We start from the raw sequence: 22,855 nt of genomic DNA, 5'->3' as shown, positions 1-22,855 counted from the left end.
CCTTCGCCGGGCGCTCGCGGACGGCGGCTCAGAAGCCGCGGCGTCGACGGCGGACCTTGCGCACGATCGCGGCGGTGCCCACCAGGGCCACCGTCGCACCCGCCGCACCGAGCGTGGTGGCGTCCTTGCGACCGAGCCGGCGGGCCACCAGCGCATGCCGGCCGTCGACGTCCTCCAGGAGCACCGCGAAGGCCGCCTCGTTGGTCCACGCCGGTCGCCAGCCCGCCACGCGCAACCGTTCGGAGGAGACCACCCAGCCGTGCATCGTGTACGCCAGGTCGCCCGCCGGGGCGGGGGTGATGCCCAGCCGGTGCAGCCGTTCGGCGGTGCCCAGCGCCAGCGACGCGGGCAACTCCATCCGGCGCATCCCGGACAGCTCCTCGATCTCCTCCTGCTCCAGCCAGCCCTCGGAGCCGACCGTGACCACACCCTCGACCCGGCCCAGCGCGGCGAATTCCAGCGCGGAGGCGAGGTCGTCCAGGTGGCAGAACTGCCAGCGGGGCTGCCCGCCGGAGACCACCAACAGGCGCGGCGCCTCGAAGTGCCGGGTCATCACGCTGTCCGCCTCGGGCCCGCCGACCAGGGTCGCCGGGCGGACCACGGTGACCTTGACGTGCGGGTGGGCGCGCGGGGTGCGCTCGGCCAGTTCCTCGATCTCCAGGAGATCGCCGACCAGCGAGGCGTCCGCCGTCGCGCGCAGCGGCGCGTCCTCGGCGAGCGGTACGGCGTTGTCCGGCAACGCCCCGTAGACCATCGCCGAGGTGCACAGCACCACCCGGGGCACCCGGGCCGCGGCGGCGGCGGTCAGCACGGTCTGCGTGCCGCGCACGTTGCGCGCGCCGCGGGCCCGGGGTTCGGAGTCGAGCGACATGTCGAGCGCGAGGTGCACCACCACGTCCACGCCCTCCAGCCGACCGGCCAGCGCGGGATCGCGGACGTCCATGATCCGCCACTGGGCGCCGGGAATCTCGCCGCGCCGCTCGTCGATCGCGATCAGACGTTTCACCTGGTCGTTCGTGGCCAGAAGCGAGGCGACGCGATGACCGAGGCCGGCCGCGGCACCGGTGACCGCGACGACCGGGCGCACCCGGGGCACACTCTTGTCCGAGGGCTGGTCCGAGGCCGAGGCGTTGGGCTCCGGAGCGGTCTCCGAGGCATCGGTCCCGGTGCCATCGCTCGTGCTCTCCCGCCCGCTCCGCCCAGAGCGAACGCGTGGGGGCTGGGAACTCACTGGCGGTCTCCCGTGGTTAGTTTGGTACGAGCGGTTCGTCAAGAAAGGTACGCGCGACTGCTTGCCTTTCCTGTCAGTGTCCGCGATCCATCCTGCCGGAGGTGTTGTTGTGATCTTCACGCCAGGCGCGAATCGGCGCTCCTGCGGCGTTGCCTCCGGCCGGGACGGCGGGCAGGCCGAGCGAGACGAGGTAACCGTGAGTCAGCATCGAGTGGTCGGGCCCGAGGGCGCCGCACACGTGGACAACGTAGAGGGGCCCAACCATGGCTGACTTCCCCTTCGGCTTCGGCAAGCCCTCGGGCGACGACGATCCCAATCGCCCCGGCGGTGGTTCGGGTGGCTCGAACCCCAATGACCCGTTCGGCTTCGGCGCGGCCGGCGGCGACCCCAACAATCCGTTCGGCGCGTTGTTCGGGCAGATGAACCAGGCGGATCTGGGCGCGGCCTTCCAGCAGCTCGGCAAGCTGCTGTCGTACGAGGGCGGCCCGGTCAACTGGGACCTGGCCCGGGACATCGCCCGGCAGACGGTGGCCCAGCAGGGCGACGCGTCGATCGGCGCGGTCGAGCGTGGTGGCGTCGAGGAAGCCGTGCGGCTGGCCGAGCTGTGGCTGGACGCGGCCACGTCGCTGCCCTCCGGGGTGAGCACCACCGCGGCCTGGAGTCGCGCGGAGTGGATCGAGGCGACGCTGCCGCAGTGGCGCGCGCTGGTCGAGCCGCTGGCGACCCGGGTGGTCGCGGCCATGGGCGAGATGATGCCCGACGAGATGCAGAGCATGGCCGGGCCGCTGCTGGGCATGATGCGCGGCATGGGCGGCGCGATGTTCGGCGCCCAGGTCGGGCAGGCGTTGGGCGCGCTGGCCGGCGAGGTGGTCGGTTCGACCGATGTCGGGCTGCCGATCGGGCCGGCGGGCAAGGCCGCGCTGTTGCCGGCCAACCTGACCGCGTTCGGCGAGGGCCTGTCGGTACCGCAGGACGAGGTCCGGCTGTACCTGGCCCTGCGCGAGGCGGCGCACCAGCGTCTGTTCGCGCACGTGCCGTGGTTGCGGCAACACCTGTTCGGCGCGGTCGAGGCGTACGCGCGGGGCATCAAGGTGGACATGAGCCGGCTGGAGGAGGCGGCGGGGCGGATCGACCCGAGCAACCCCGAGGCGCTCCAGGAAGCCTTCGCGCAGGGTCTGTTCGAGCCCGAGGAGACGCCGGAGCAAAAGACCGCGTTGGCGCGCCTGGAAACGGCGCTGGCGCTGGTGGAGGGCTGGGTGGACGCGGTCGTGCACAGCGCCGCGGAGTCTCGGCTGCCCTCGGCCGGCGCACTGCGCGAGACGCTGCGTCGGCGGCGCGCGACCGGTGGCCCGGCGGAGCAGACCTTCGCCACGCTGGTCGGCCTGGAGCTGCGCCCGCGCCGGTTGCGTGACGCGGCGCGGCTGTGGGCCTCGCTCGCGGACGCCCGCGGCGTCGACGGCCGGGACGCGGTGTGGCAACACCCGGATCTGCTGCCGACCGCCGACGACCTGGACGACCCGGACGGCTTCGTGCACCACGCCGAGCTGGACCTGTCCGGTCTGGACGCCGAGTTGGACGCGGACCTGGACAAGCTGGAGTCGACCGGCGACAAGGCGAGCGGCGACGACGGCGACGAGCCGGAAGGCAAGAACGACAAGGACGGCAAGGACGGCGGCACGGGGTCCGGCGCGTGAGCCTACGGCTCGACGCGGTCGACGTGCTGGCGAAGTGGGAGGCGCCCGACGATCGGGCGGACCGCTTGCGTCACGCCTACCTGACACACCTGGCCGCACATGAGGACGGCATGCTCAAGGCGTGTCCGCACGCGCACGTGACGGCGAGCGCGGTGATCGTGGACGCGGCCCAGGAGCGGGTGCTGCTTACCCTGCACGCGAAGATCCGCAAGTGGTTGCAGACCGGTGGGCACTGCGAGCCGGTGGATCGCACGCTGGCCGAGGCGGCGCTGCGCGAGGCCCGCGAAGAGTCCGGAATCACCGGCCTGACCCTGCTCGCCGGGGGCGCGCCGGTCGTCCTGGACCGGCACGACACGCCGTGCGCGGTGCACCTGGACGTGCAGTACGTCGCGCTGGCCCCGCCCGGTTCGACCGAGCTGATCAGCGACGAGTCGTTGGACCTGCGGTGGTTCGCGTTCGACGCGCTGCCCACCGAGACGGACGACTCGGTCCGGGCGCTGGTGGCCCGGGCCCGCGAGGTGTGCTGAGCGCCGCGACGCCACACCACGAGGGGCGCCGCCACCGATCCCGGTGGGGCGCCCCTCGGCGTGGACGGTTGCCGGCTACTGGCCCCAGGTGTTGCCCCGGACGCCGCCGTCCTGTCCCAGACCTCGGTTGGCCAGGTATCCGCCGGCCGAGATGAACTCGACGGGCGGCAACATCTCGCTGGGCTGGACCACGACGTAGCCCTCGCCCGTGAAGCACATGTTCCAGCCCTCGCCGGTGCCCCGACGGCGGCGGTAGATCCGCGCCGAGTTGGTCTGCGCCTGCATGTTGATCGACAGCCTGGTGCTCCAGGCGATCACCGCGTCGGCGTCCGCGAACACCTCGGTGCCCTGGGTGGCCCGCATGATCAGCGGCTTTCCGGAGGTCATCAGCGCGATCTTGCCGTTGCCGCTGATGTCCAGGTTGTAGGAACCGGCGCCGGCGACCGACTGCGCGCTCTCGATCGCGACCACGTTCCAGCTCAGGGTGCTGTCCAGGGCCAGCACGTACTGGCCGTCCACGGTCAGGCCCTCGAAGTCGAGGTCGAGCACGTGGATCGACTGGGCCATGTTGGCCAGCCACATGGTTCCCGTGCCGTGGGCACGCATGAGGTTGAGCTGTTCGCCTGTCGCCGCGGCGGCCTGCTGCTCGGCGCCGGAGCGCATGTTCCCGTCGAAGTCGATCGCGCCCTGGTAGGCGACCATCGAGCCGACCCGGGCCAGACAGTGGTCCGGCAGTCCGTTGCCGAGCTGGACCTTGAGCATGTGCGCGTTCTGCAGACTGAACCGCTCGGGCGTCTGCGCGGGTGCGTGACCGAAAAGCGAGCTTTGCACGGTATTCCTCCTTCGCTCGCGGTCAGCCGCGCACGTGGAAACGGTCGGTGGCGTCCTCGGCCGGTTGCACGACGACGAAGCCGTTGCCCTTGAAGGACACCTGCATCGCCTCGCCGGAACCGCGCCCGACGATGCCGCCGAGCCGCATCGAGCGCTTGGTGCCGACCTTGAGGCTGGTGCTCCAGGCGACCAGCGCGTCCGGGTCGACGTAGGTCTCGCGTTCGGCCGGATTGAGCACGACCGGCGTGCCGCGCGTGGTGATCGCGACCCAGCCCTGACCGGAGAGCTCCATGTTGAACAGGCCGTTGCCGCTGAACTTCGCGGTGACCCCGCTCACCATCTTGATCCGGTGTTCCAGGTTTTCGTCGAACGCGAGGATGTTGCTCGCGTTGACCGACAGCCCCTCGCCCTGGTTGAGCTGCATGATGGCCACGTCCGCGCCGTAGTCGGCGAAGTAGATGTCGCCCTGGCCGGTGCAGCTCATCAGTTGCATGCGCTCGCCGGTGATGCCGCTGGTCACTCGGCGCTGCGCGCCCTGGCCGTAACCGGCGAACCGGATGTAGCCCTCGTAGGCGATCATCGCGCCCTGCTTGGCCAACACGCCGGGCGAGCCGGGCTGGATGTTGACCCGACAGATCTTGTTGCCGTGCGCGCTCATCCGGGCCTGAGGGGCGGTCTGCCCGTACGCGGCGATCAGTTGCTGATCCATGTTCCCCTCACACCTCGTAGGGCTGGACGACGATGAAGTTGTTGCCGCCGGGCGGGCAGCGGAACTGCAGGTTGACCGTCTCGCCGCTGTGCCCGGGGAAGGCGGTCCGGCGCAGCCGCATCTGGGTGGTGGTGGAGACGTCCATGTCGGTCCACGCCACGATCGCGTTGCTGTCCGCGAAGGTCGGGCCCTGGACCGGGAGCACCAGCGGGATGCCCTGGGTCTTGACCACCACCGTGCCCTGACCGCTGAAGGTCTGCGCGAACAACGCGCCGCCGGGGATGCCCACACCCTCGACCCGGGCCGGTTCGATGGTCAGGCCCTCGTCGAAGGCGAGCACGTTGGCCACGTTGACGAACAGCTTGTTGCCCTGGAGTTCGACCAGGTGCAGGTGGGCCGCGTCCTCGGCGAAGAACACCTCGCCGTTGCCCTCGCAGCGCATCAGTTCGAGCGACTGGCCGGTCTGCCGGTTGTCGTACCGGCTGCGCAGGCTCTGCCCCTGGAACTTGAACTTCACGTCGCCCTGGTAGGCCACCATCACGCCCTGGCGGGCGATCACCTTGCCGCCGGAGACGTCGACCCGAACCATCTTGGCGTTCTGCTGGGCCCAGCGGCCGCCGGCGGGCACCTCGCGGTACTGGTCGATGCCGTACTGGAAGGCCGGCTCGGGCGAGGCGATGCCCACTCCCTGCATGCCGGGCGGCGGGCCCTGCATCGGCGGACCCTGCATGCCGGGCGGCGGTCCGGGCGGGCCACCGGGCACCGGCATCTGGAGCGTGGGCTGCATCTGGCCGGGCTGACCGGCTCCCGGGTAGCCGCCGGGTCCGGGCGGGCCGGGCGGCGGGTAGCCCCCGGGGCCGGCCGGCGGCGGGTAGCCCCCGGGCTGACCCATGCCGGGCGGTGCGGGCGGTGCCATGTGGCCCTGGTGCGGCGTCTGGTTCGGGTAACCGCCGGGACCGGGCGGGCCGGGCGGCGGCGGGTAGCCACCGGGCGCGCCGTGCGGCGGGGTGCCGGGGTGCTGGTTGTACTGCGGCGGGCCGGGGGGCGGCGGGTAGCCGCCGGGGGCACCGTGCGGCGGGGCGCCGGGCTCCTGGTACTGCGGCGGGATGGGCGGGCCGCCGTGCATCGAGCCGACCGGTTGCGGTGCGCCGGGCGGCGGACCGAAGTTCGGCGCGGGCGCGGGCGGCGGCGGACCGCCGCCGGGCGGGCCGAACGAGGGCGCGGGCTGCTGGTGCGGCATCCCGCCGCCGGGCGGGGCGAATCCGGGGGCGGCGCCGGAGGGCACCGGGTCCGGCTTGGGCGCCTCGTCCGGCTCGTCCTCGGCAACCTCGCCACCGAAGTTCTCCAGGAGCGCGCGCAGCCCGCCGTCGAAGCCCTGGCCGACGGCGGAGAAGCGCCAGACGTCCTTCTTGTATACGTCCGCGATCATCACGGCACGCTCGGTGCTGAACTCGCGCCCGGTGAAGGAGTAGCGCGCGACCTCCTGGCCGCCCGCCACGATCCGCAGGTAGCCGGACGCGACCTGGGACATCACGCCGTCGCCGTCGATGGTCGCGGTGAACGCGAGCTTGTTGACGTTCGGCGGGACCCGGTCGAGTGTGACCCGGAAGGACTCGGTGTCGCCGGCCTGCGCGCCGAGGAGTTGGATCGACTCCTCGGGCGACTTGGGCTGGTTGAAGAAGATGAAGTACCGATCGTCGGACAGCCGTTCGCCCGCGTCCAACCCGAAGCACGCGATGTCGAACGTCAGCCCGGGGCTGTCCAACTGCACCCCGACATACAGATCGGTCCCCGCGGTCAGGTCGGACAGCTTCGACTTCTGTCCCTTCCTGAACTCGACCACTGTGTGGCTCCCTTCCCCGCTTTTCCGCCACCGGCGGTGCGGGCGCCCACCACCTGGGTCCCCGCCGCGCTCGGCACGCTACAACATCGGATCCGCCCCGGTCCGGGTACGGCACAACGCTCGACGGCATTCTCGTAGCGCCGACGAGCGATTCCCCACGACCGGTTCCCGGTGGCGTACGCGCCTCACGCTATACGTCCGAATCCGGCACCGCGACGACTCGTGCGGGCCGGATCCGGGTCAGTCGCGAGGCTTGCGGCCGGCGCGATCGCGGGTTGTCCCGGCGCGTGTACCGTCCGCAGCCGCGGTGCCCTTGCGGGCTGCGCGCGGGCTCGGCGCGGCGCCTCGGCCGCGGCCGGTCGGCGCCGGTTCCGGCTGCGCCGCCTCCGGCGCGCCGGCCGGGGTTTCCACATCGTCCTTGTCGTCGCTCATCGCCAGTCCGCTCGCGGCCGCGACACCCTCCAGATATCCACGCGCGCGTTCGGTGCGCGGATATGCGGCGAGCAGGGTCCAAAAGCGTGGCCCGTGACCGGGCACCAGCAAATGCGCGAGTTCGTGCAGCAATACATAGTCGACGACATGAGTCGGCATGCCACGCAGTCGGGTGGAGAGCCGAATCGTGCCGTCGATCGGCGTGCACGAACCCCAGCGGGTGTTCTGGTTGCCCACCCAGCGCACGCTCGCCGGCTCCGCCCGCCCGTCCAGATAGCGGGCGGACAACTCCCGGGCCCGCACCGCGAGGTCCTCGTCGCTGGGGCGTCGGCGCCGCTCCTGCGCGGCCAGACGCTCCAGCATCACGCCGACCCAGCGTTTCTCCTCGGTCTGCGTCATCCGGCCGGGGAGCAGGACCACGGTGCGATCCCCGTCCCGGTATGCCGACACGGTTCGTTTCCGTCGGGCGCTGCGACGCACCTCGACGGCACCCTGGTAGGGGGCTCCGGACAGCATGTCGTGTCCGGCCCCGGGATCCGCGACCACAACCAGGACGTTAACCGACCGCACCGACAGGGCGCCCCCACTTCGGGCCGGCCGGGGATATTCGATACCGCCCGATCTCGCATCGCGGCGCGGGCATAAGCACTATTCGTTCGATAGTTCCCATTCCATTCCTCGCCGCCCAATATTTCCAAATAGCATATTCATACGCCGCCTGTGGACGACGAAATACCCGAGGAGCCGCAGCCGGGCACGCTGGGGTCGGCCGAGCCGTCCCGCCGATCTCGGCCGCCGCCCCGGTTCCCCGTGCGCCGTTCCTCGGAGGTCTCCCATGCGCCCGCTCCTCAAGCCCGCCCTGCGTCGGTTGTGGCGCGATCGACAGACGCTGCAACTGGGCCTGGATCCACGCCGGGCGGTGCTGCTCGGCGGGCTGGACCCGACCACCACACGGTTCGTCGAGCAGTTGGACGGCACCCGCGACCTGGACCGGACCTGGGAGCTGGCGGAACGGGTGGGGCTGGGCCGCGGGCGCGCCGAGGCGGTGCTCGACCTGCTGGCTCGCGAGGGGGTTCTGGAGGACGCCTCCGGGCGGCCCACCCCGGTGCCCGTGTTGCCTCGCGAGCGGGCCCGGCTGGGTCCCGACCTGACCTCGCTCACCCTGCTGCACGGCAGCGGCGACGCGGGGCTGGCCGCCCTGGATCGACGGGCGGGGGCGGTGGTCGCGGTGCACGGCGCCGGTCGGGTGGGCGCGGCGGTGGCCGGGCTGCTCGCCGCCGCCGGGGTGGGCCACGTGGTGCCCGCGGACCGCCGGCCGGTGCGCCCGGGCGACGCGGGGCCGGTGGCGTTCGGCTGGGACGAGGAGCGCCCGCGTCGGGAGACCACGGTCCGGGCGGCGCTGCGCCGCCTGGCTCCGGGCGTGCGGTGTGCACTGCCCGCCGGACGCGGCACCCCCGACGTCGCGGTGCTCGTGCCGGAGGGCCGCCCGGATCCGGCGCCGGGTGCCCGGCTGGTCCGGCAGCGGGTCCCGCATCTGTACGCGGACATCCGCGAGACCACCGGGGTGATCGGACCGTTCGTGCTGGTGGGACGGTCGGCCTGCGGGCGCTGCCTGGATCTGGCCCGCAGCGACCGCGATCCCGGTTGGCCGCGCCTGCTCGCCCAACTCGCGGCGGCACCCGCGCCCGGCGACGCCCCGTGTGACGTGGTGCTCGCCACCGAGGTCGCGGCCCGGGCCGCCCTGCAGGTGCTCACCTTCCTCGACGGCGCGCTGCCCACCACCGTCGACGGCACGGTGGAGATCGAGCTGCCGGACGGCCTGACCCGGCGCCGAAGCTGGTCCCCGCACGCCCGCTGCGACTGCCGGGCCACCCACCCGGCGCAAGAGGTGGGGCCCATCACACATGCTGCGGCCTCGGGTCGGACACAATGGGTCGCGTGAGCGATCTTCCGCGCAGGGCCGTGACCCGCACCGCCAAGCTCGCGTCCCTCCCCTTGGGGGTGGCCGGCCGGGCGACACTGGGCCTGGGCAGGCGCATCGGTGGCAGACCGGCCGAGATCGTCGCCGCCGAACTCCAGCAGCGCACCGCGCAACAACTGTTCAAGGTGCTCGGCGAGTTGAAGGGCGGCGCGATGAAACTCGGGCAGGCCCTGTCGGTATTCGAGGCCGCGCTGCCCGAGGAGGTGGCCGGGCCCTACCGCTCGGCGCTGACCAAGCTCCAGGACGCGGCGCCGCCGATGCCGGCGCGTACCGTACACAAGGCGCTCGCCGAGAATCTCGGCGACGACTGGCGCACGCTGTTCGAGGAGTTCTCCGAGGCCCCCGCCGCTGCCGCCTCGATCGGCCAGGTGCACCGGGCGGTCTGGCACGACGGGCGCGTCGTCGCGGTCAAGATCCAGTATCCCGGGGCCGGCGACGCGTTGATCTCCGACCTCAACCAGCTCGGCCACGTCGCGCGCTTCGCCGGCGCGCTGATCCCGGGCATCGACGTCAAGCCGCTGATCGCCGAGCTCAAGGCCCGGGTCGCCGAGGAGCTGGACTACCAGCTCGAAGCGGAGGCGCAGACCGCGCACGCGGTGGAGTTCGACGGCGACCCGGACATCTTCGTGCCGCACGTGGTGCACCAGACCGAGCGGGTGCTGATCACCGAGTGGATGGACGGCAAGCCGCTGTCCCAGGTGATCGACAAGGGCAGCCGGGAAGAGCGCGACCGGGCCGGGCACATGCTCAGTCGCTTCCTGTTCTCCGGCCCCGCGCGCACCGGCATGTTGCACGCGGACTCGCACCCGGGCAACTTCCGCCTGCTCGCCGACGGACGGTTGGGGGTGCTGGACTTCGGCACGGTCAACCGGCTGCCCGAGGGGCTGCCCGAACCGATCGGCCGGGCGTTTCGGCTCGCGCTCGACGGTGACGCGGAGAGCGTGATGCAGGTGCTCCGCACCGAGGGCTTCGTCAAGCCGTCGATCCGGCTGGACGCGGCCGAAGTCCTGGACTACCTGCTGCCGTTCCTGGAGCCGGCCGAGGCCGAGGAGTTCACCTTCACCCGGGCCTGGATGCGCGAGCAGGGCGCGCGGATCGGCGACCCGCGCAATCCCGCGTCCGCGCTGGCCCGGCAACTGAATCTGCCGCCGAGCTATCTGCTCATCCACCGGGTCACGCTGAGCACGATCGGCGTGTTGTGTCAGCTCGGCGCGACCGCGCCGTTCCGCGAGGAGTTGGCCACCTGGTTGCCCGGCTTCGCCGAAGAGGACTTCGAGGCCGAGGAGTTCGACTTCTCCATCGAGGACGGCGACGAGGCCGAGGAGATCGAGGGCATCGACGGCGTCGAGAACTCCGGGGGTGCCGCCGGGCGTTAGGCCCGGCCGGCATCCCCGAACCGCCGAAGGGCGGGCACTCCCCTCGGGGAATGCCCGCCCTTCGGCGTGCCGCGCACCGGCTCTGCTACATCACCGCGATGGCGAGGGCCCGGCGTGCCCGCATGGAGGCGACCTCCGCCCGACGACGCATCCTGCGCGCCATCCGGACGTGGTACGCCCTGCGTTGGAGCTCCGCTTCACGGAGCTGTTGATCCATCTGAGCCCTCGCGAGGGCTTCGTTGATGAGATGCAACTCCCTGCTCCTGTCATTGGGCAAAACTGCGTTCGTGTCGTGGATGTGCTTCATGGGTTCCTGCGCGTACGTGGTGCGTCGGGTGCTCGTGCGTCGGGGTCCTGCGGGCGGGGTCACGCGGCGACCTCCGTCTTGCGCGGACGGCCACGGGGACGCTTGCGGGCGACGACGACGCCCTGCACGAAGAGCTCGCCACCCCAGACGCCCCAGGGCTCGCGGCGCTCGAGCGCGCCCTGCAGGCACATCTCGCGCACGGGGCACTCCCGGCAGAGGGCCTTCGCGTATTCGACGTCCTCGGGGGACTCGGCGAAGAAGACCTCGGGGTCGTAGGAACGGCAGGGGATCGTGGACTCGAGCTGCTCGACGTCCTCGAAAGCGGTAAGGGTCATCAGGTCTACCTCCGATGTCGCTGTGGCTGTGCTGCCGGGTGCGGGGGGTTTGCCGTGGGGCACGTGGTGCTCCTGTGATTCGTGGGACTCGTGTCCCCGGTGGTCGCTACTCGGTGCTGCTGACAGCCGACAAAAGACAAGGGCCGCGGATCCCGGTGTTCGGGATTCCGCGGCCCTGGAGGGTGCCGACCTGACGTCTCGTCAGGTCCTGTTCCTCCAGGACGGATACCCGTTGTTACCGGCAAAACCGGCCATGGTCATTCCATTGGCCTGCTGCGATTCCTGCGCCTGCGCCTGCTCACAAGCCGCCGCGCTCGACGGTCGCTCGTTGCGACGCGTCTTTGCTGCCTGCTCGCCTTGCCACGGACCCTCGGCGCTGCCCGCCAGACCGACCGGACCTGAGGCACCCGCGGCTGCGGACGCACCACTGCCGTTGCCACGCAGTCGCGCGGCGGCGGTGATCAGGGCATCGGTCCCGGCATAGGACAGATCCACGGGGAGTCCGACCAGGCCGGACTTGGACAGGGAGAGATCGGCATGCGACAGCTTGGCGGAGCCCACCGACACCACGACCGAAGCGGCGGCGAACGCCTGACGCTGGGCTTTCAAGTTCCTGGTAATCACGACGTTCACCTCCTTTCGAGAGGGCTTCGGGGCAACACCGCAGGGGTGCTTCCAAGTTTCATGGACGAGCACGGTCGAACGTTCCGACCGTGCTCGTGAGCGTAGATGCGGTTCGGAGCAGGACGCAAACGATTTATTGCATGGCCCTCGTCACTCGAGGGAAACCCCTCGGAATTCACTCCCCGGCGGGAGCATCCTCGTCCTCCGGGATGTGCTCGAAGTCGTCCGGTACGGGCTCGCCCACCAGGTCGTGGCCGGCACACAGCGCGAGCACGTCGTCACCGAAACGCTCCAACTTGGTCCGGCTCACCCCCGGAATGGCGGCCAGTTGGCGCTCGTTGAGCGGCCGGGTCTCCGCGATCGCGGTCAGCGTCGCGTCGGTGAAGACGACGAACGCGGGCTGGCTCTGTTCCTGCGCCCGCCCCAGCCGCCACTCCCGCAACTGCTCGAACAGGAACTCGTCGACATCCGAGGGGCAGTCCAGGCAGCGGCCGATCTTGCGCTCGGCGGCGTCCTGGAGCGCCCGCGCGCAGACCCGGCAGCGCACCGGGCCCACCTTGCGCCGGGGCCGAGTCGTACCGTCCGCACCGCGGCCCGCACTCGAGGCGCGGAACGTGTCCGGCCGGCCGGAGTCCGAGCCGGACGAACCGCCCACCCCGCGCAGCCCGTCCAGGAAGCGGGAAGCCTTGCGCGCCCGCCCGCCGGGGGTGCGGGCCTGCGCCCAGGACAGCGACAGTCGCTCGCGGGCGCGGGTCACCCCGACGTAGAGCAGCCGCCGCTCCTCCTCGATCTTGTCCGGGGTGTCCGCGTAGGCGATCGGCATCATGCCCTCGTTGAGGCCGACCAGGAACACCGCGTCCCACTCCAGGCCCTTGGCCGCGTGCAACGACGCGAGCGTGACCCCCTCCACCGTCGGCGCGTGTTGCGCGTTGGCCCGCTCGGCCAGTTCGACGGTGAAATCGCGCAGGGTCGCCTCGGGCCGCTTGGCCGCGAACTCCTCGGCGAGCCGCAACAACGCGGCCACCGACTCCCACTTCTCCCGGGCCTGGCCGGAACCGGCGGGTGCTTCCGCGCTCCATCCGGTGTTGCCCAGTACCGCGCGCACCTCGCCCGGGAGCGAGCCGGCCTCCGATTCGGCGCCGCCCGAGATGGCGTGTGCGCGCAGGAAGCCCATCGCCTGGCGGACCTCGGCCCGCTCGAAGAAACGCTCGGCGCCCTTGAGCAGATACGCCACGGATCGATCGGCGAGCGCCTGCTCGTACGCCTCGGACTGCGAGTTGGTCCGGAACAACACCGCGATCTCGGCCGGCCGCACACCCTCCTCGATCAGCGCGTGGATCTGCTTCGCGGTGCTCTCCGCCTCGGCCTGTTCGTCGGCGTGCTCGACGAAACGCGGGGCCGGGCCCTCGCCGCGCTGCGAGATCAGTTGCAGCCGGTGCTTGGCCGCCTCGCCCGAGGCGTGCGCGAGCAGCCGGTTGGCCAGGCCCACCACCTGGGGGGTGGACCGGTAGTCGCGGACCAGCTCGACCAGTTCGGCGTCCGGATACCGGCGGCGGAAGCCGAGCAGGTAGCCGGGCGTCGCGCCGGTGAACGAGTAGATCGTCTGACTCGCGTCGCCGACCACGCACAGGCTGCGCGCCTGGTTCGCCCACAGGTCCAGCAGTCGCTGCTGGAGCGGGTTGACGTCCTGGTACTCGTCCACGGTGAAGTGCCGGTACTGCGCCTGGACCGCCTCGCGCACCTCGGGGCGCTCGTCCAGCAGGCCGATGGTGAGCAGCAACACATCCTCGAAGTCCATCCGGCCCTTGCCGGACTTGATCTTCTCGTAGGCCGCGTAGACGTGGGCGATCTCGCCGGCCGCGCGCGGCGGCTTGCGGCTCGCGGCGAGCACCGCGCGCGGATAGTCGTCCGGCGCGGTCTGGGTGGCCTTGGCCCACTCGATCTCGCCGGTGATGTCGCGCAGCTCGGCCCGATCGGCCCGCAGTCGGCAGTGTTGCACCGCGTCGCGGACCAGCATGATCTTGGTCTCCACGAGCTGGGGCGGCGCGCCGCCGAAGACTTTCGGCCAGAAGTAGGACAACTGGCGCAGGGCCGCCGAGTGGAACGTGCGCGCCTGCACGCCGGGCACACCCAGGTCGCGCAGCCGACCGCGCATCTCCGCCGCGGCGCGCGCGGTGAAGGTGACCGCCAGGGTCTGCCCGGGCTGCATCGCGCCGGTCAGCACCCCGTAGGCGATGCGATGGGTGATCGCCCGGGTCTTGCCGGTGCCCGCGCCCGCCAGTACGCACACGGCGCCGTCGACGGCCTTGGCCACCCGCCGCTGCTCGGGATCGAGCGCGTCCAGGACGTCGTCGGGGGAAGCGATCATCGACCCATCCTCTCAGGCATCCCGACGACGCGAGGCCGGTTGTGCACAGCGCCCGGATCGTGCACAGGCGCGGAATCAAACCGATCGCGCGCACGTTGGCGAGGTGAACAGCCGTTCCCGGACCGGGCGAACAAAGGAGTGCATGACGATGTCGGCCCCCGTGACGATGTACAGCACGACGTGGTGCGGCTACTGCCGCCGGCTCAAGAGCCAGATGGAGCGCGAGGGCATCGCCTACACCGAGGTGAACATCGAGCACGACCCCGCGGCCGCCGACTTCGTGATGAGTGTGAACGGCGGCAACCAGACGGTGCCGACGCTGGTGATCCTGCCGGCGGGCGGCGGGGAACCGCTGTGGACCGCGACCAACCCCAGCCTCGCCCAGGTCAAGGCCGCCGTCGCGGAGGTCGCCGCCTGAGTGCGGTCGATCCCGACGAGTGCCGCGGCCCGCGACGGATTCCCGTCGCGGGCCGCGGCACGTGCGGGCGGGGCTACCAGTGGTTGCCCTCGTCCAGGCTCTCGCCGTACCACGTCTCGATCAGGTAGCGGGCGATCGAGAGCGTCCCGGGCAGCAGCACCGCGCCCGTGTCGATCGCCTCCTTCAGTTGGGCCCGCGAATACCAGTGGGCCTCGGATATCTCCTCGCCGTCCACCCGCACCCGGTCGTCCTCGGCGTAGGCGATGAAGCCCAGCATCAGGCTGGAGGGGAACGGCCACGGCTGGCTGGCCAGGTATTCGGTGGAGGTGGTGAGGACCCCGACCTCCTCGTGCAGTTCGCGCGCGACGGCCTGCTCCAGCGACTCGCCGGGCTCGACGAAGCCGGCGAAGGTGGAGAACCGCCGGTCCGGCCAACTCGCCTGCCGGCCGAGCAGGCACCGGTCGTCCCGGTCCAGCACCAGCATGATCACCGCCGGATCGGTACGCGGATAGTGCTCGGTCCCGCAGGCCGGGCAGCGGCGTACGTGGCCGGCCGCGGCGATCTCGGTGGGCTGTCCGCAGCGCGCGCAGAACCGGTGGGTGCGGTGCCAGTGGTGCAGGCCGGTGGCGTGCACGAGCAGGCCCGCGTCCCGGTCGTCCAGGAGCGTGCCGAGTTCGCGCAGGGTGCCCGCGCGCACCTGTCCCGCGGGCTCCGCCAACTCCTCCACCGTGACCGCGAAGTAGCTCACGCCGGCCGCGTCGACGCCGAGCAGACAGCGCTCGCCCGCGGGCGCGTGGGCCGGCTCGACCAGGACCAGGCGGGGTGCGCCCGCCTCGCCCGTCCAATGCGCGCGGCCCTGGGCCAGGACCAGCACGCGCGTTTCGGGCGTGCGCCACGCCTGGTCCAACCAGGCCTGGTCCAGGCGGTGTTCGGCCGCCCGGTCGAGGGTGCCTCGGGCCAACGCCTGCCCGGCGACAGGCTTGGGGTGGATCAACTGACGTCCCTCCCGGATCGTGCTTCGTGCCAGGTCGCCGCGAGATCGTCCCAAAGGTGTGCGGCGGCCTCCGCGCCCTTGAGGAGCAGCGGCTTCTCCACCTTCTCATCGACCGAATGCCAGCCGTCGTCGGGCAGTGAGACGCCCAGGAAGACCACCGGCGCGCCCAGCACCTCCTGGAGGTCGGCCTCCGGCCCGGAGCCGCCCTCGCGGGTGTACAGGATCTCCGAGTCGAACGCGCGGCCCAGCGCGCGGACCACCGAGCGCAGCGCGGGATGGTCCAGCGGGGTCAGGCACGGCCGTACGCCGGTGCCGAAGTCGAGTTCGCAGCGAATCCCGGCGGGCACCCGGTCGGCCACCCACGCGCGCACGATCCGGTCGATCCGCTCCGGGTCCTGCCGGTCCACCAGCCGGAAGGAGAGCTTGGCGTGTGCGGAGGCGGGCACGATCGTCTTGCGGCCGGGGCCGGTGTAGCCGCCCCAGATGCCGTTGACCTCGGCGGTGGGCCGCGCCCAGACCCGTTCCAGCGTGGTGTAGCCGCTCTCGCCGCTCGCCGCCCCGGACTTCGCGTTCGCCAACCACGCGGCCTCGTCGAACGGCAGCTTGGCGAACAACTCCCGCTCGCGGTCCGTGAGTTCGCCGACCCCGTCGTAGAAGCCGGGGATCGTGACCCGACCGTCCTCGTCGTGCAGCGCGGCGATCAGTCCGGCGAGCGCGGTGGCCGGGTTGGGCACCGCGCCGCCGAAGGACCCGGAGTGGATGTCGGCGGTGGGGCCGAAGAAGTCGATCTGCACCTCGGCCAGGCCGCGCATGCCGGTGCAGGTGCTCGGTGTGTCCGCGCCCCACATGCCGGTGTCGGAGACCACCACGACATCGCACGCCAGGCGATCCCGGCGCTCGCGCAGCAACGCGGGCAGGTGCTCCGAGCCGGACTCCTCCTCGCCCTCGACGATCAGCTTGAGGTTGACCGCGGGCGTCTTTCGGCCGGTCGCGGCCAGGTGCGCGCGCACGCCGAGCAGGTGGAAGAGCACCTGGCCCTTGTCGTCCGCCGCGCCGCGCGCGTACAGCCGGTCGCCCCGGTCGGTCGGCTCGAACGGCGGCGTGCTCCACCCGTCGGCGAGCGCCGCGGGCTGCACGTCGTGGTGTCCGTAGACCAGCACGGTGGGCGCGTCCGGGTCCGCGGAGGGCCACTCGGCGAACACCGCCGGCAGGCCGGCCGTCTCCCACACCTCGACGGTCGGGAAGCCCGCGTCGCGCAGCGCGCCGCCCAGCCACCACGCGCTGCGCTCGACGTCGGCCGCCGCGGCCGGGTCGCCGGAGATCGAGGGGATGGCCAACCAGGTGCGCAGGTCGGCGAGGAAGTCGGCGGCGTGCGCCTGCACGTAGGCGGAGATGTCGTGGTCGGGGATGCTCATGGATTCGACCATATGCCCGTCGCGCGGCTGCGCGGCGCGCGGCGGTGGGGCGGCGATCGGCCCGCCCTCGCCCGCCCGCCGGGGTTACCGTCGGGCGATGACGACGCTGCGGATCGCGACCTTCAATCTCCTGCACGGCATGGATCTGGCCGACGGCGAGTCCGATCCGGAGCGGCTGCGCGCCGCGCTGGCCGACCTCGACGCCGACATCGTGGCCCTCCAGGAGGTCGACCGGCATCAGGAACGCTCGGGCGGCGCGGACCAGGCGGCGATCGCGGCCGAGGCGCTGGGCATGGCGCAGTGGCGCTTCCTGGCCTCGGTGCACGGCGTGCCGGCGCCGGTGTCGGGCTGGACCGAGGACGAGCCGGTGCCGGGCGAGCGGCGGGTCTACGCGGCGGGCGAGCGGGGCGAGGGCGGGCCGGGGTACGGCATCGCGCTGCTGTCCCGGTTGCCGGTCTCGCGCTGGCGGGTCCGGCGCTTCCCGGCCGCACCGCTGAGCCTGCCGCTGCGGGTGCAGGGCCGGCCCGGCCTGACCCGCGTCCCGGACGAGCCCCGAGGTGTGCTCGCGGCGGTCGTGGAGGGCCCGCACGGGCCGTTCACCGTGCTCGCGGCACACCTGTCCTTCGTACCCGGCTGGAACATCTCGCAGCTCGCCCGGATCCGCCGCTCCACCGCCGACCTGCCCGGCCCGCAACTGCTGCTCGGCGACTTCAACCTGCCCGGGCGCATCCCGCAGGCGGTGGTGGGCCGGCGCGGACGCGGCGCGGGTGCGGTGCGCTGGCGCTCGCTGGCCCGGGTGCCCACGTATCCCTCGTATCGCCCTCGGGTGCAGTTCGACCACGTGCTCGGGCACGGCATCGGTCCCGAGGCGGTCCGGCGCACCGAGGCGGTCCGGCTGGGCGTCTCGGACCACTGCGCGCTCGTGGTGGAGCTGAAGGTCGGCTGAGCGAGCGCGGGCTCAGGCGGTCAGCCGGGCCCCGCGCAGCCCGTCCTGCCGGGCGGCCACGGGCCGGTAGCGCAGCAGCACCATCGCCGCGTCGTCCTGGAGCGGATGGCCCACGTGCCGCTGTACGTCGGCCTCCAGCCGGTCCAGGGTGTCCTCGACCCCGGGTAGGCCGTCCGGCGCGCGATCCGGCAGCGGGTAGAACTCGCCGGCCGGGTTGCGCGCCTCGATGATCCCGTCCGTGTAGAGCAGCAGCCGGTCCTCGTTCAGCAGCGGCACCCGCAGCACCGGCAGGTCGAGCCTGCGCAGGTCCAGGATGCCCAGCGGCGGGGTCGGGGCCGGCGGGTCCAGCGGCTCGGCGTGCGCCCCGCGCAGCAGCAGCGGCGCGGGATGGCCGCAGTTGAGGATGTCCACGCAGGCGCTGTCGCCGGGGAAGCCGAGCAGGATCAGCGTGACGAACTCCTCGTCGTCCTCGCCGAGCCGCCGCTCCAGGCTCGCCGACAACCGTCGGGCCACCCCCGGCAGGTCCGGCTCCTCGTACGCGGCCTCGCGGAACGCGCTGAGCACGGCGGCTGCGGTGCGCACCGCGCCGAGCCCCTTGCCGCGCACGTCCCCGATCGCGACCCGCACGCCGAAGGGGGTGGGCACCACCTCGTACAGGTCCCCGCCGATCCGCGCCTCGGCCGCCGCCGCGCGGTAGCGCACGCCGACGGTGAGCGGGCCCATGCTCCTGGGCACCTGGGGCAGCAGTACCTCCTGGGCCGCCTCGGCGACGCTGCGCACCTCCTCGATGGTGCGTTCCTGGCGCATTCGCACATGCACGCCGGCCCACGCCGTGGTGGTCACCAGCGCGATCGAGATGAGCGTGATGAACGGCTCGCCGCCGCCTCGGCCCTGGTTGAGCGCGGTCAGCGTCACCGACACCAGGGCCGCGACGGCCCCGGTGACCAGTGGCCCGCGCGGGGCCGTCTGGGTGAGGCCGGACAGCGCCGGTGCGACCGCGAGCAGCGGACCCACGTGCACGTTCTCCGGCGTCGCGGCGGCCAGCACCACGACCGCGAGGATCACCAGGAACGGCAGCAGGCGCAGGAACAGGTCGATCACCGGGAGCAACGGACGGTCGCCCGCAACGCCGACGAACCGCAATGCCCGCCTCGTCTGTGCTGTTCCGCGCACCGGTGCCGTTTCCCGTCCCGTTCGAAGTTCGCCGTCCTAGCCGACCCTCATAAACCATACGAGTGTCGGAAACCGGCCGCATCGGGCCCATCGTCACCCGTACCGGGTTTCGTGGGGATCAAGAGCCCGGGTGTCGGCCCGATTCGTCGGCTTCCGTGAAGAGCTGTTCCAGTTCGTCCCGACCGGGCAGGCCCCTGGGCCGAACGAGTTCCCCGGTGCGCACGTACAAGAACGCGGCCGAGACGTCTTCGATCGGCAGCTCGGCGTACTCGGCCCAGGCCAGCCGGTAGACCGCGAGCTGGAGCGGGTCCGCGTTCTGGACCCGGTTCGTCTTCCAGTCGACCACCTCGAAGCCGTCGCCCTCGCGGTAGACCGCGTCGATCCGGCCGCGCACGATCCGGCCGCCGAGAAAGAGCTGGAAGGGTGCCTCCACCCGGTACGGGGCGCGCTGCGCGTAGGGGGTGCGCAGGAACGCCTCCTGGAGCGCGAGCAGGTCCGCCTCGTCGGTGATCTCCTCGTCGGCCGCGCCCGGCAGGTCGTCGGGTTCGAGCAGCGGGCGCTCGCCGAACAACGACTCGACCCACGCGTGGAAGCGGGTACCGCGTCGGGCCGCGGGGGCGGGCGGACGCGGCATCGGCCGGGCCAGCTCGCGCGCGAGCCCGTCCGGGTCGTTGGACAGGCGCAACATCTGGGACGCGGACAACGTCGCGGGCAGCGGCACCTCGCGCACCCCGGATCGGCCGCGGCGCAGTTCCTCGGCCAGCCGGACCAGGTCGCGATCCCACGACTCGATCAGGGCCAGTTCGTCCGGCGTGGGGTCGAAGTCGCCGGCGCCGGCCGCGGGGCCCTCGACCGGTGGGTGGCCGGCGCGTACCTCGTCGGAGGGGCCGCGAACCTCGGCCCGGCGCCCGAGCGGGTCCTCGTGCCCGCGCGCGCCCCGGTCGAGGTCGGGCGGCCCGGCGTCGTCCTCGGGCGGCGGCGCGTCCTCCGGATCCGCCGGGACGTAGGCGTCGTAGACCTCGACCGGCACCTGCTCGTCGTCGGCCGGCCCGAAACCGGCCCCGGACGCGTGCTCGGCCTCGGGCTCGGTCTCGACCCGAGCGTCGGCCCCGGGCAGGGCTTCGGCTTCGGGCTCGACCGACGGATGTTGCACCGCGTGGTCGACCCGCCGGGCCGCCTCGCGCCGGGCCAGTTCGGCGAGCACCGCGTCGGCCGCGCGGCGGCGCTCCACCAGCGCGGTCGCGTCCAGCGGCAGCGGCCAGGCGTGCTCGACGGTGTCCGCGAGATACGGGTTGAGCGATTCGGCGGGCTCGGGGGTCCAGACCTCGACGGCGCCGTTGCCGGCCCGGCAGTGCTCGCGCAGTCGGGTGAGGAACATCGACGGCCCACGCGGCTTCTTCTGGGTGGGCCCCCACCAGTGCCCGGACGCGATCAGCAACTGCTTGGGCCGGGTGAAGGTCACGTAGCCCAGACGCAGTTCCTCGGTCGCCTGATGCTCGCGCATCGAGGCGTCGAACGCCTTGAAGCCCTTGGGCGTCAGGTCGGGCAACACCGCGAGCGCGGCCGCGTCGCCGCGCAGCGGATGCGGCAGCGCCTTGCCGTTGGTGATCCACTTGCTCTGCGTGCGCACGCTCGGGAAGACCCCCTCGATCAGCCCGGGGACCGCGACCACCTCCCACTCCAGGCCCTTGGACTTGTGGGCCGTGAGCACCTTCACCGAGTCGCCGGCCGTGGGCAGACTGCCGTCCAGGCCCTTGTCGTGTTCGGCGGCGGTGCGCAGGAAGGCGAGGAACGCGGTGAGCGAGGGGTCGCCGTCCAGGTCGGCGAAACCGGCCGCGACGTCCAGGAAGGCGTGCAGCGTCTCCCGGCGGCGGGCGGCCAGCGCACCGGGCGACGCGGACAACTCGACTTCGAGGCCGGTACCCGCGAGCACCCGGTGCAGCAGGTCCATCAGCGGTTCGCCCAGGTGCCGGCGCAGGTCGCGGATCTCGGTGGCCACCCGGGCGAACCGGCGGCGGGCCTCGGCCGAGAACGCGTACTCCTCGCCCGGGTCGGCGAGCGCGTCGGAGAGCGAGACCACCTCGGTGGGGTCGATCCCGGCCACCGCCTCCTCCAGCCGCGCGTCGGCGTCGTCGGCGCCGGCCCGGTCGACCCGGACCAGTTCGGCGGCCCGACGGCCCAGCAGGGCCAGGTCGCGCGGGCCGATCCGCCAGCGCGGCCCGGCCAGCAGGCGCACCAGCGCGGAGTTGGCGGTGGGGTCGTCGAGCACCTCGCACACGGCCACCAGGTCGGCCACCTCGGGCAGGTGCAGCAGCCCGGACAGGCCGACCACCTCGACCGGGACGTCGCGCCGCACCAGGGCCGCGTGGATGTCCGCGAAGTCGGCGGCGGTGCGCGCGAGCACGGCGACGTCGCCGGGCGTGATCGGGTCGCCGTCCTTGTCCAGGACGGTGCCGATCGCGGTCTTGATCCGGTCCGCGAGCCAGTCGATCTCCGCGGCGTGGGTGGGCAGCAGCGCGGCGACCGCCCATCCCTCGTGCTCCGCGCCGGGTCCCGGGCGCAGCGCCTCCACCCCGCTCTCGGGGGTGCGCAGCGGGGCGGAGAGGTCGTTGGCGAAGGTGAGGATCCGGCCGCCGCTGCGCCGGTTCTCGGACAGCGCGTAGCGGGCCGCGGGGGCGCCGTCGCGGCCGGGGAAATGCACCGGGAAGTCGTGGATGTTGGCGACCGAGGCGCCGCGCCAGCCGTAGATGGCCTGGCACGGGTCGCCGACCGCGGTGACCGGGTGGCCGTTGCCGAACAGCCCCTGCAACAACACGCGTTGGGCCACCGAGGTGTCCTGGTACTCGTCCAGGAGCACGACCCGGTAGGTGTCCCGCAGGATCTCGCCGACCTCGGGCCGCTCGCCCGCGATCCGGGCCGCGTAGGCGATCTGGTCGCCGAAGTCGAGCAGGTCGCGGCTGCTCTTGGCGTGCCCGTACGCGTCCACCAGGCGGGTCAGGTCGAGCCGGTTGCGGGCCGCGTCGGCGGCCTTGCGGGCGGCGGCGGAGGGCTTGGCGGCGGCCTCGACGTCGGCGACGAAGGCCCGATCCCATTCCTGGAGCCGCTCGGGGGAGACCAGGTGTTCGGCGAGTTCGCCGCCCAGGTGCAGGACCGAGGACACCACGTCCGGCAGCCGGCCGGTCAGCGTCGGGAAGGGGCCGCGTGCGGTACGGGCGGCCCGGGCCGCGAGCTGGTAGCGGGTCGCATCGGCGAGCAGCCGCGCCGAGGGCTCCAACCCGATCCGCAGGCCGTGCTCCTGGAGCAGCCGGCCCGCGAACGCGTGGTAGGTGGACACGGTCGGCTCGCCCGCGTCCTCGTCGGCCGGGATCTCCCCGCCGCGCAGTTGCCCGATCGCCTTGCGCACCCGCTGGGCCAGCTCGCCGGCCGCCTTGTTGGTGAAGGTGAGGCCGAGCACCTGGTCGGGGCGCACCGCGCCGGTTCCCACCAGCCACACCACGCGGGCGGTCATCACCGTGGTCTTGCCGGATCCGGCGCCGGCCACGATCACCCCGGGGCCCAGTGGGGCGAGCACGGCGTCGAGCTGCTCGGGCGTGAAGGGGATCCCGAGGAGGCGACACAGGTCGTCCGGGTCGGTCAGTACGGCGTGCACCG

At 72.6% G+C, this 22,855-nt stretch carries 17 protein-coding genes and 2 pseudogenes; 6 read left to right on the top strand and 13 right to left on the bottom strand.

Translation table 11 applies throughout. The features are described 5' to 3' along the window. Positions 1–28: 28 nt before the first annotated feature. Complete coding sequence (locus tag ABZ374_RS08775; protein WP_360308312.1) at positions 29–1,096, bottom strand: NAD-dependent epimerase/dehydratase family protein; 1,068 nt, start codon at positions 1,094–1,096, stop codon at positions 29–31. Positions 1,097–1,494: 398 nt separating this feature from the next. Between ABZ374_RS08775 and ABZ374_RS08770 the strand changes: the two genes are divergently transcribed. Both ABZ374_RS08770 and ABZ374_RS08765 read left to right on the top strand, forming a co-directional pair. Continuing rightward, complete coding sequence (locus ABZ374_RS08770; RefSeq protein WP_360308309.1) at positions 1,495–2,925, top strand: zinc-dependent metalloprotease; 1,431 nt, start codon at positions 1,495–1,497, stop codon at positions 2,923–2,925. Continuing rightward, positions 2,922–3,452 carry an NUDIX hydrolase gene (locus ABZ374_RS08765; RefSeq protein WP_360308306.1) on the top strand — a complete coding sequence of 177 codons (531 nt, stop codon included), beginning with the start codon at positions 2,922–2,924 and terminating at the stop codon, positions 3,450–3,452. The genes ABZ374_RS08770 and ABZ374_RS08765 overlap by 4 nt, the downstream gene beginning before the upstream one ends. 75 nt (positions 3,453–3,527) lie before the next feature. On the opposite strand, the gene ABZ374_RS08760 is transcribed toward ABZ374_RS08765, so the two are convergent. The 4 genes and pseudogenes from ABZ374_RS08760 to ABZ374_RS08745 form a co-directional block, all read right to left on the bottom strand. After that, complete coding sequence (locus tag ABZ374_RS08760; protein WP_360308303.1) at positions 3,528–4,283, bottom strand: AIM24 family protein; 756 nt, start codon at positions 4,281–4,283, stop codon at positions 3,528–3,530. A gap of 22 nt (positions 4,284–4,305) precedes the next feature. Continuing rightward, entirely contained in the window at positions 4,306–4,992 is a 687-nt protein-coding gene (locus ABZ374_RS08755) for an AIM24 family protein (RefSeq protein WP_360308300.1), read from the bottom strand. Between the two features lie 7 nt (positions 4,993–4,999). Further along, on the bottom strand, positions 5,000–6,835 hold the full coding sequence (locus ABZ374_RS08750) for a TerD family protein (protein ID WP_360308297.1): 1,836 nt from the start codon (positions 6,833–6,835) through the stop codon (positions 5,000–5,002). Between the two features lie 444 nt (positions 6,836–7,279). Next, positions 7,280–7,783: pseudogene (locus ABZ374_RS08745) on the bottom strand (M48 family metallopeptidase); the annotation flags it as partial. Positions 7,784–8,102: 319 nt separating this feature from the next. Between ABZ374_RS08745 and ABZ374_RS08740 the strand changes: the two are divergent. Both ABZ374_RS08740 and ABZ374_RS08735 read left to right on the top strand, forming a co-directional pair. Then, the gene (locus ABZ374_RS08740; protein WP_360308294.1) at positions 8,103–9,209 is read left to right on the top strand and encodes a ThiF family adenylyltransferase; all 1,107 of its coding nucleotides are present in this window, start codon (positions 8,103–8,105) and stop codon (positions 9,207–9,209) included. Continuing rightward, positions 9,206–10,624, top strand: coding sequence for an AarF/ABC1/UbiB kinase family protein (locus ABZ374_RS08735; RefSeq protein ID WP_360308291.1), 1,419 nt, complete (start codon positions 9,206–9,208; stop codon positions 10,622–10,624). Before ABZ374_RS08740 ends, ABZ374_RS08735 begins: the two co-directional genes overlap by 4 nt. Positions 10,625–10,709: 85 nt before the next feature. On the opposite strand, the gene ABZ374_RS08730 is transcribed toward ABZ374_RS08735, so the two are convergent. From ABZ374_RS08730 to ABZ374_RS08715, 4 genes and pseudogenes are all read right to left on the bottom strand, one after another. After that, a complete protein-coding gene (locus tag ABZ374_RS08730) occupies positions 10,710–10,931 on the bottom strand; it encodes a hypothetical protein (RefSeq protein ID WP_355541032.1) in 222 nt (73 codons plus the stop codon). A gap of 59 nt (positions 10,932–10,990) precedes the next feature. Next, positions 10,991–11,260, bottom strand: a pseudogene (locus ABZ374_RS08725) (WhiB family transcriptional regulator); the annotation flags it as partial. Between the two features lie 207 nt (positions 11,261–11,467). Next, a complete protein-coding gene (locus ABZ374_RS08720; protein WP_360308288.1) occupies positions 11,468–11,899 on the bottom strand; it encodes a hypothetical protein in 432 nt (143 codons plus the stop codon). A gap of 166 nt (positions 11,900–12,065) precedes the next feature. Continuing rightward, positions 12,066–14,258, bottom strand: coding sequence for an ATP-dependent DNA helicase UvrD2 (locus ABZ374_RS08715; protein WP_360308285.1), 2,193 nt, complete (start codon positions 14,256–14,258; stop codon positions 12,066–12,068). A 148-nt stretch (positions 14,259–14,406) separates the two neighbouring features. On the opposite strand from ABZ374_RS08715, the gene ABZ374_RS08710 reads away from it, so the two are divergent. After that, positions 14,407–14,676 (top strand): mycoredoxin, encoded by a 270-nt coding sequence (locus ABZ374_RS08710; protein ID WP_360308282.1) that lies wholly within the window; start codon positions 14,407–14,409, stop codon positions 14,674–14,676. Positions 14,677–14,749: 73 nt separating this feature from the next. Here the strand turns inward: ABZ374_RS08710 and nudC are convergent, their stop codons facing one another. Beyond that, on the bottom strand, positions 14,750–15,670 hold the full coding sequence (nudC, locus tag ABZ374_RS08705; protein WP_360308279.1) for an NAD(+) diphosphatase: 921 nt from the start codon (positions 15,668–15,670) through the stop codon (positions 14,750–14,752). Beyond that, positions 15,667–17,085 (bottom strand): dipeptidase, encoded by a 1,419-nt coding sequence (locus ABZ374_RS08700; protein WP_360308276.1) that lies wholly within the window; start codon positions 17,083–17,085, stop codon positions 15,667–15,669. The genes nudC and ABZ374_RS08700 overlap by 4 nt, the downstream gene beginning before the upstream one ends. A gap of 97 nt (positions 17,086–17,182) precedes the next feature. Between ABZ374_RS08700 and ABZ374_RS08695 the strand changes: the two genes are divergently transcribed. Next, the gene (locus ABZ374_RS08695; RefSeq protein ID WP_360308273.1) at positions 17,183–18,031 is read left to right on the top strand and encodes an endonuclease/exonuclease/phosphatase family protein; all 849 of its coding nucleotides are present in this window, start codon (positions 17,183–17,185) and stop codon (positions 18,029–18,031) included. Between the two features lie 12 nt (positions 18,032–18,043). Here ABZ374_RS08695 and ABZ374_RS08690 read toward each other — a convergent pair whose 3' ends face one another. Then, positions 18,044–19,132 carry a PP2C family protein-serine/threonine phosphatase gene (locus tag ABZ374_RS08690; RefSeq protein ID WP_360308270.1) on the bottom strand — a complete coding sequence of 363 codons (1,089 nt, stop codon included), beginning with the start codon at positions 19,130–19,132 and terminating at the stop codon, positions 18,044–18,046. A gap of 190 nt (positions 19,133–19,322) precedes the next feature. Continuing rightward, on the bottom strand, positions 19,323–22,853 hold the full coding sequence (locus ABZ374_RS08685; protein WP_360308267.1) for an ATP-dependent DNA helicase: 3,531 nt from the start codon (positions 22,851–22,853) through the stop codon (positions 19,323–19,325). Positions 22,854–22,855: the final 2 nt, after the last annotated feature.

This window comes from Embleya sp. NPDC005971, from assembly GCF_040629175.1.
In the GTDB taxonomy this organism is placed as follows: Bacteria; Actinomycetota; Actinomycetes; order Streptomycetales; family Streptomycetaceae; genus Embleya.
Note: the sequence above shows the minus strand (reverse complement) of the source record. Positions and strands in the feature narration are given on the sequence as shown.

Coding starts and splice junctions, on each gene's coding strand:
- ABZ374_RS08770 (WP_360308309.1), top strand. CDS start 1,495: ATGGCTGACTTCCCCTTCGGCTTCGGCAAGCCCTCGGGCGACGACGAT.
- ABZ374_RS08755 (WP_360308300.1), bottom strand. CDS start 4,992: ATGGATCAGCAACTGATCGCCGCGTACGGGCAGACCGCCCCTCAGGCC.
- ABZ374_RS08740 (WP_360308294.1), top strand. CDS start 8,103: ATGCGCCCGCTCCTCAAGCCCGCCCTGCGTCGGTTGTGGCGCGATCGA.
- ABZ374_RS08730 (WP_355541032.1), bottom strand. CDS start 10,931: ATGAAGCACATCCACGACACGAACGCAGTTTTGCCCAATGACAGGAGC.
- ABZ374_RS08715 (WP_360308285.1), bottom strand. CDS start 14,258: ATGATCGCTTCCCCCGACGACGTCCTGGACGCGCTCGATCCCGAGCAG.
- ABZ374_RS08710 (WP_360308282.1), top strand. CDS start 14,407: ATGTCGGCCCCCGTGACGATGTACAGCACGACGTGGTGCGGCTACTGC.
- ABZ374_RS08700 (WP_360308276.1), bottom strand. CDS start 17,085: ATGAGCATCCCCGACCACGACATCTCCGCCTACGTGCAGGCGCACGCC.
- ABZ374_RS08695 (WP_360308273.1), top strand. CDS start 17,183: ATGACGACGCTGCGGATCGCGACCTTCAATCTCCTGCACGGCATGGAT.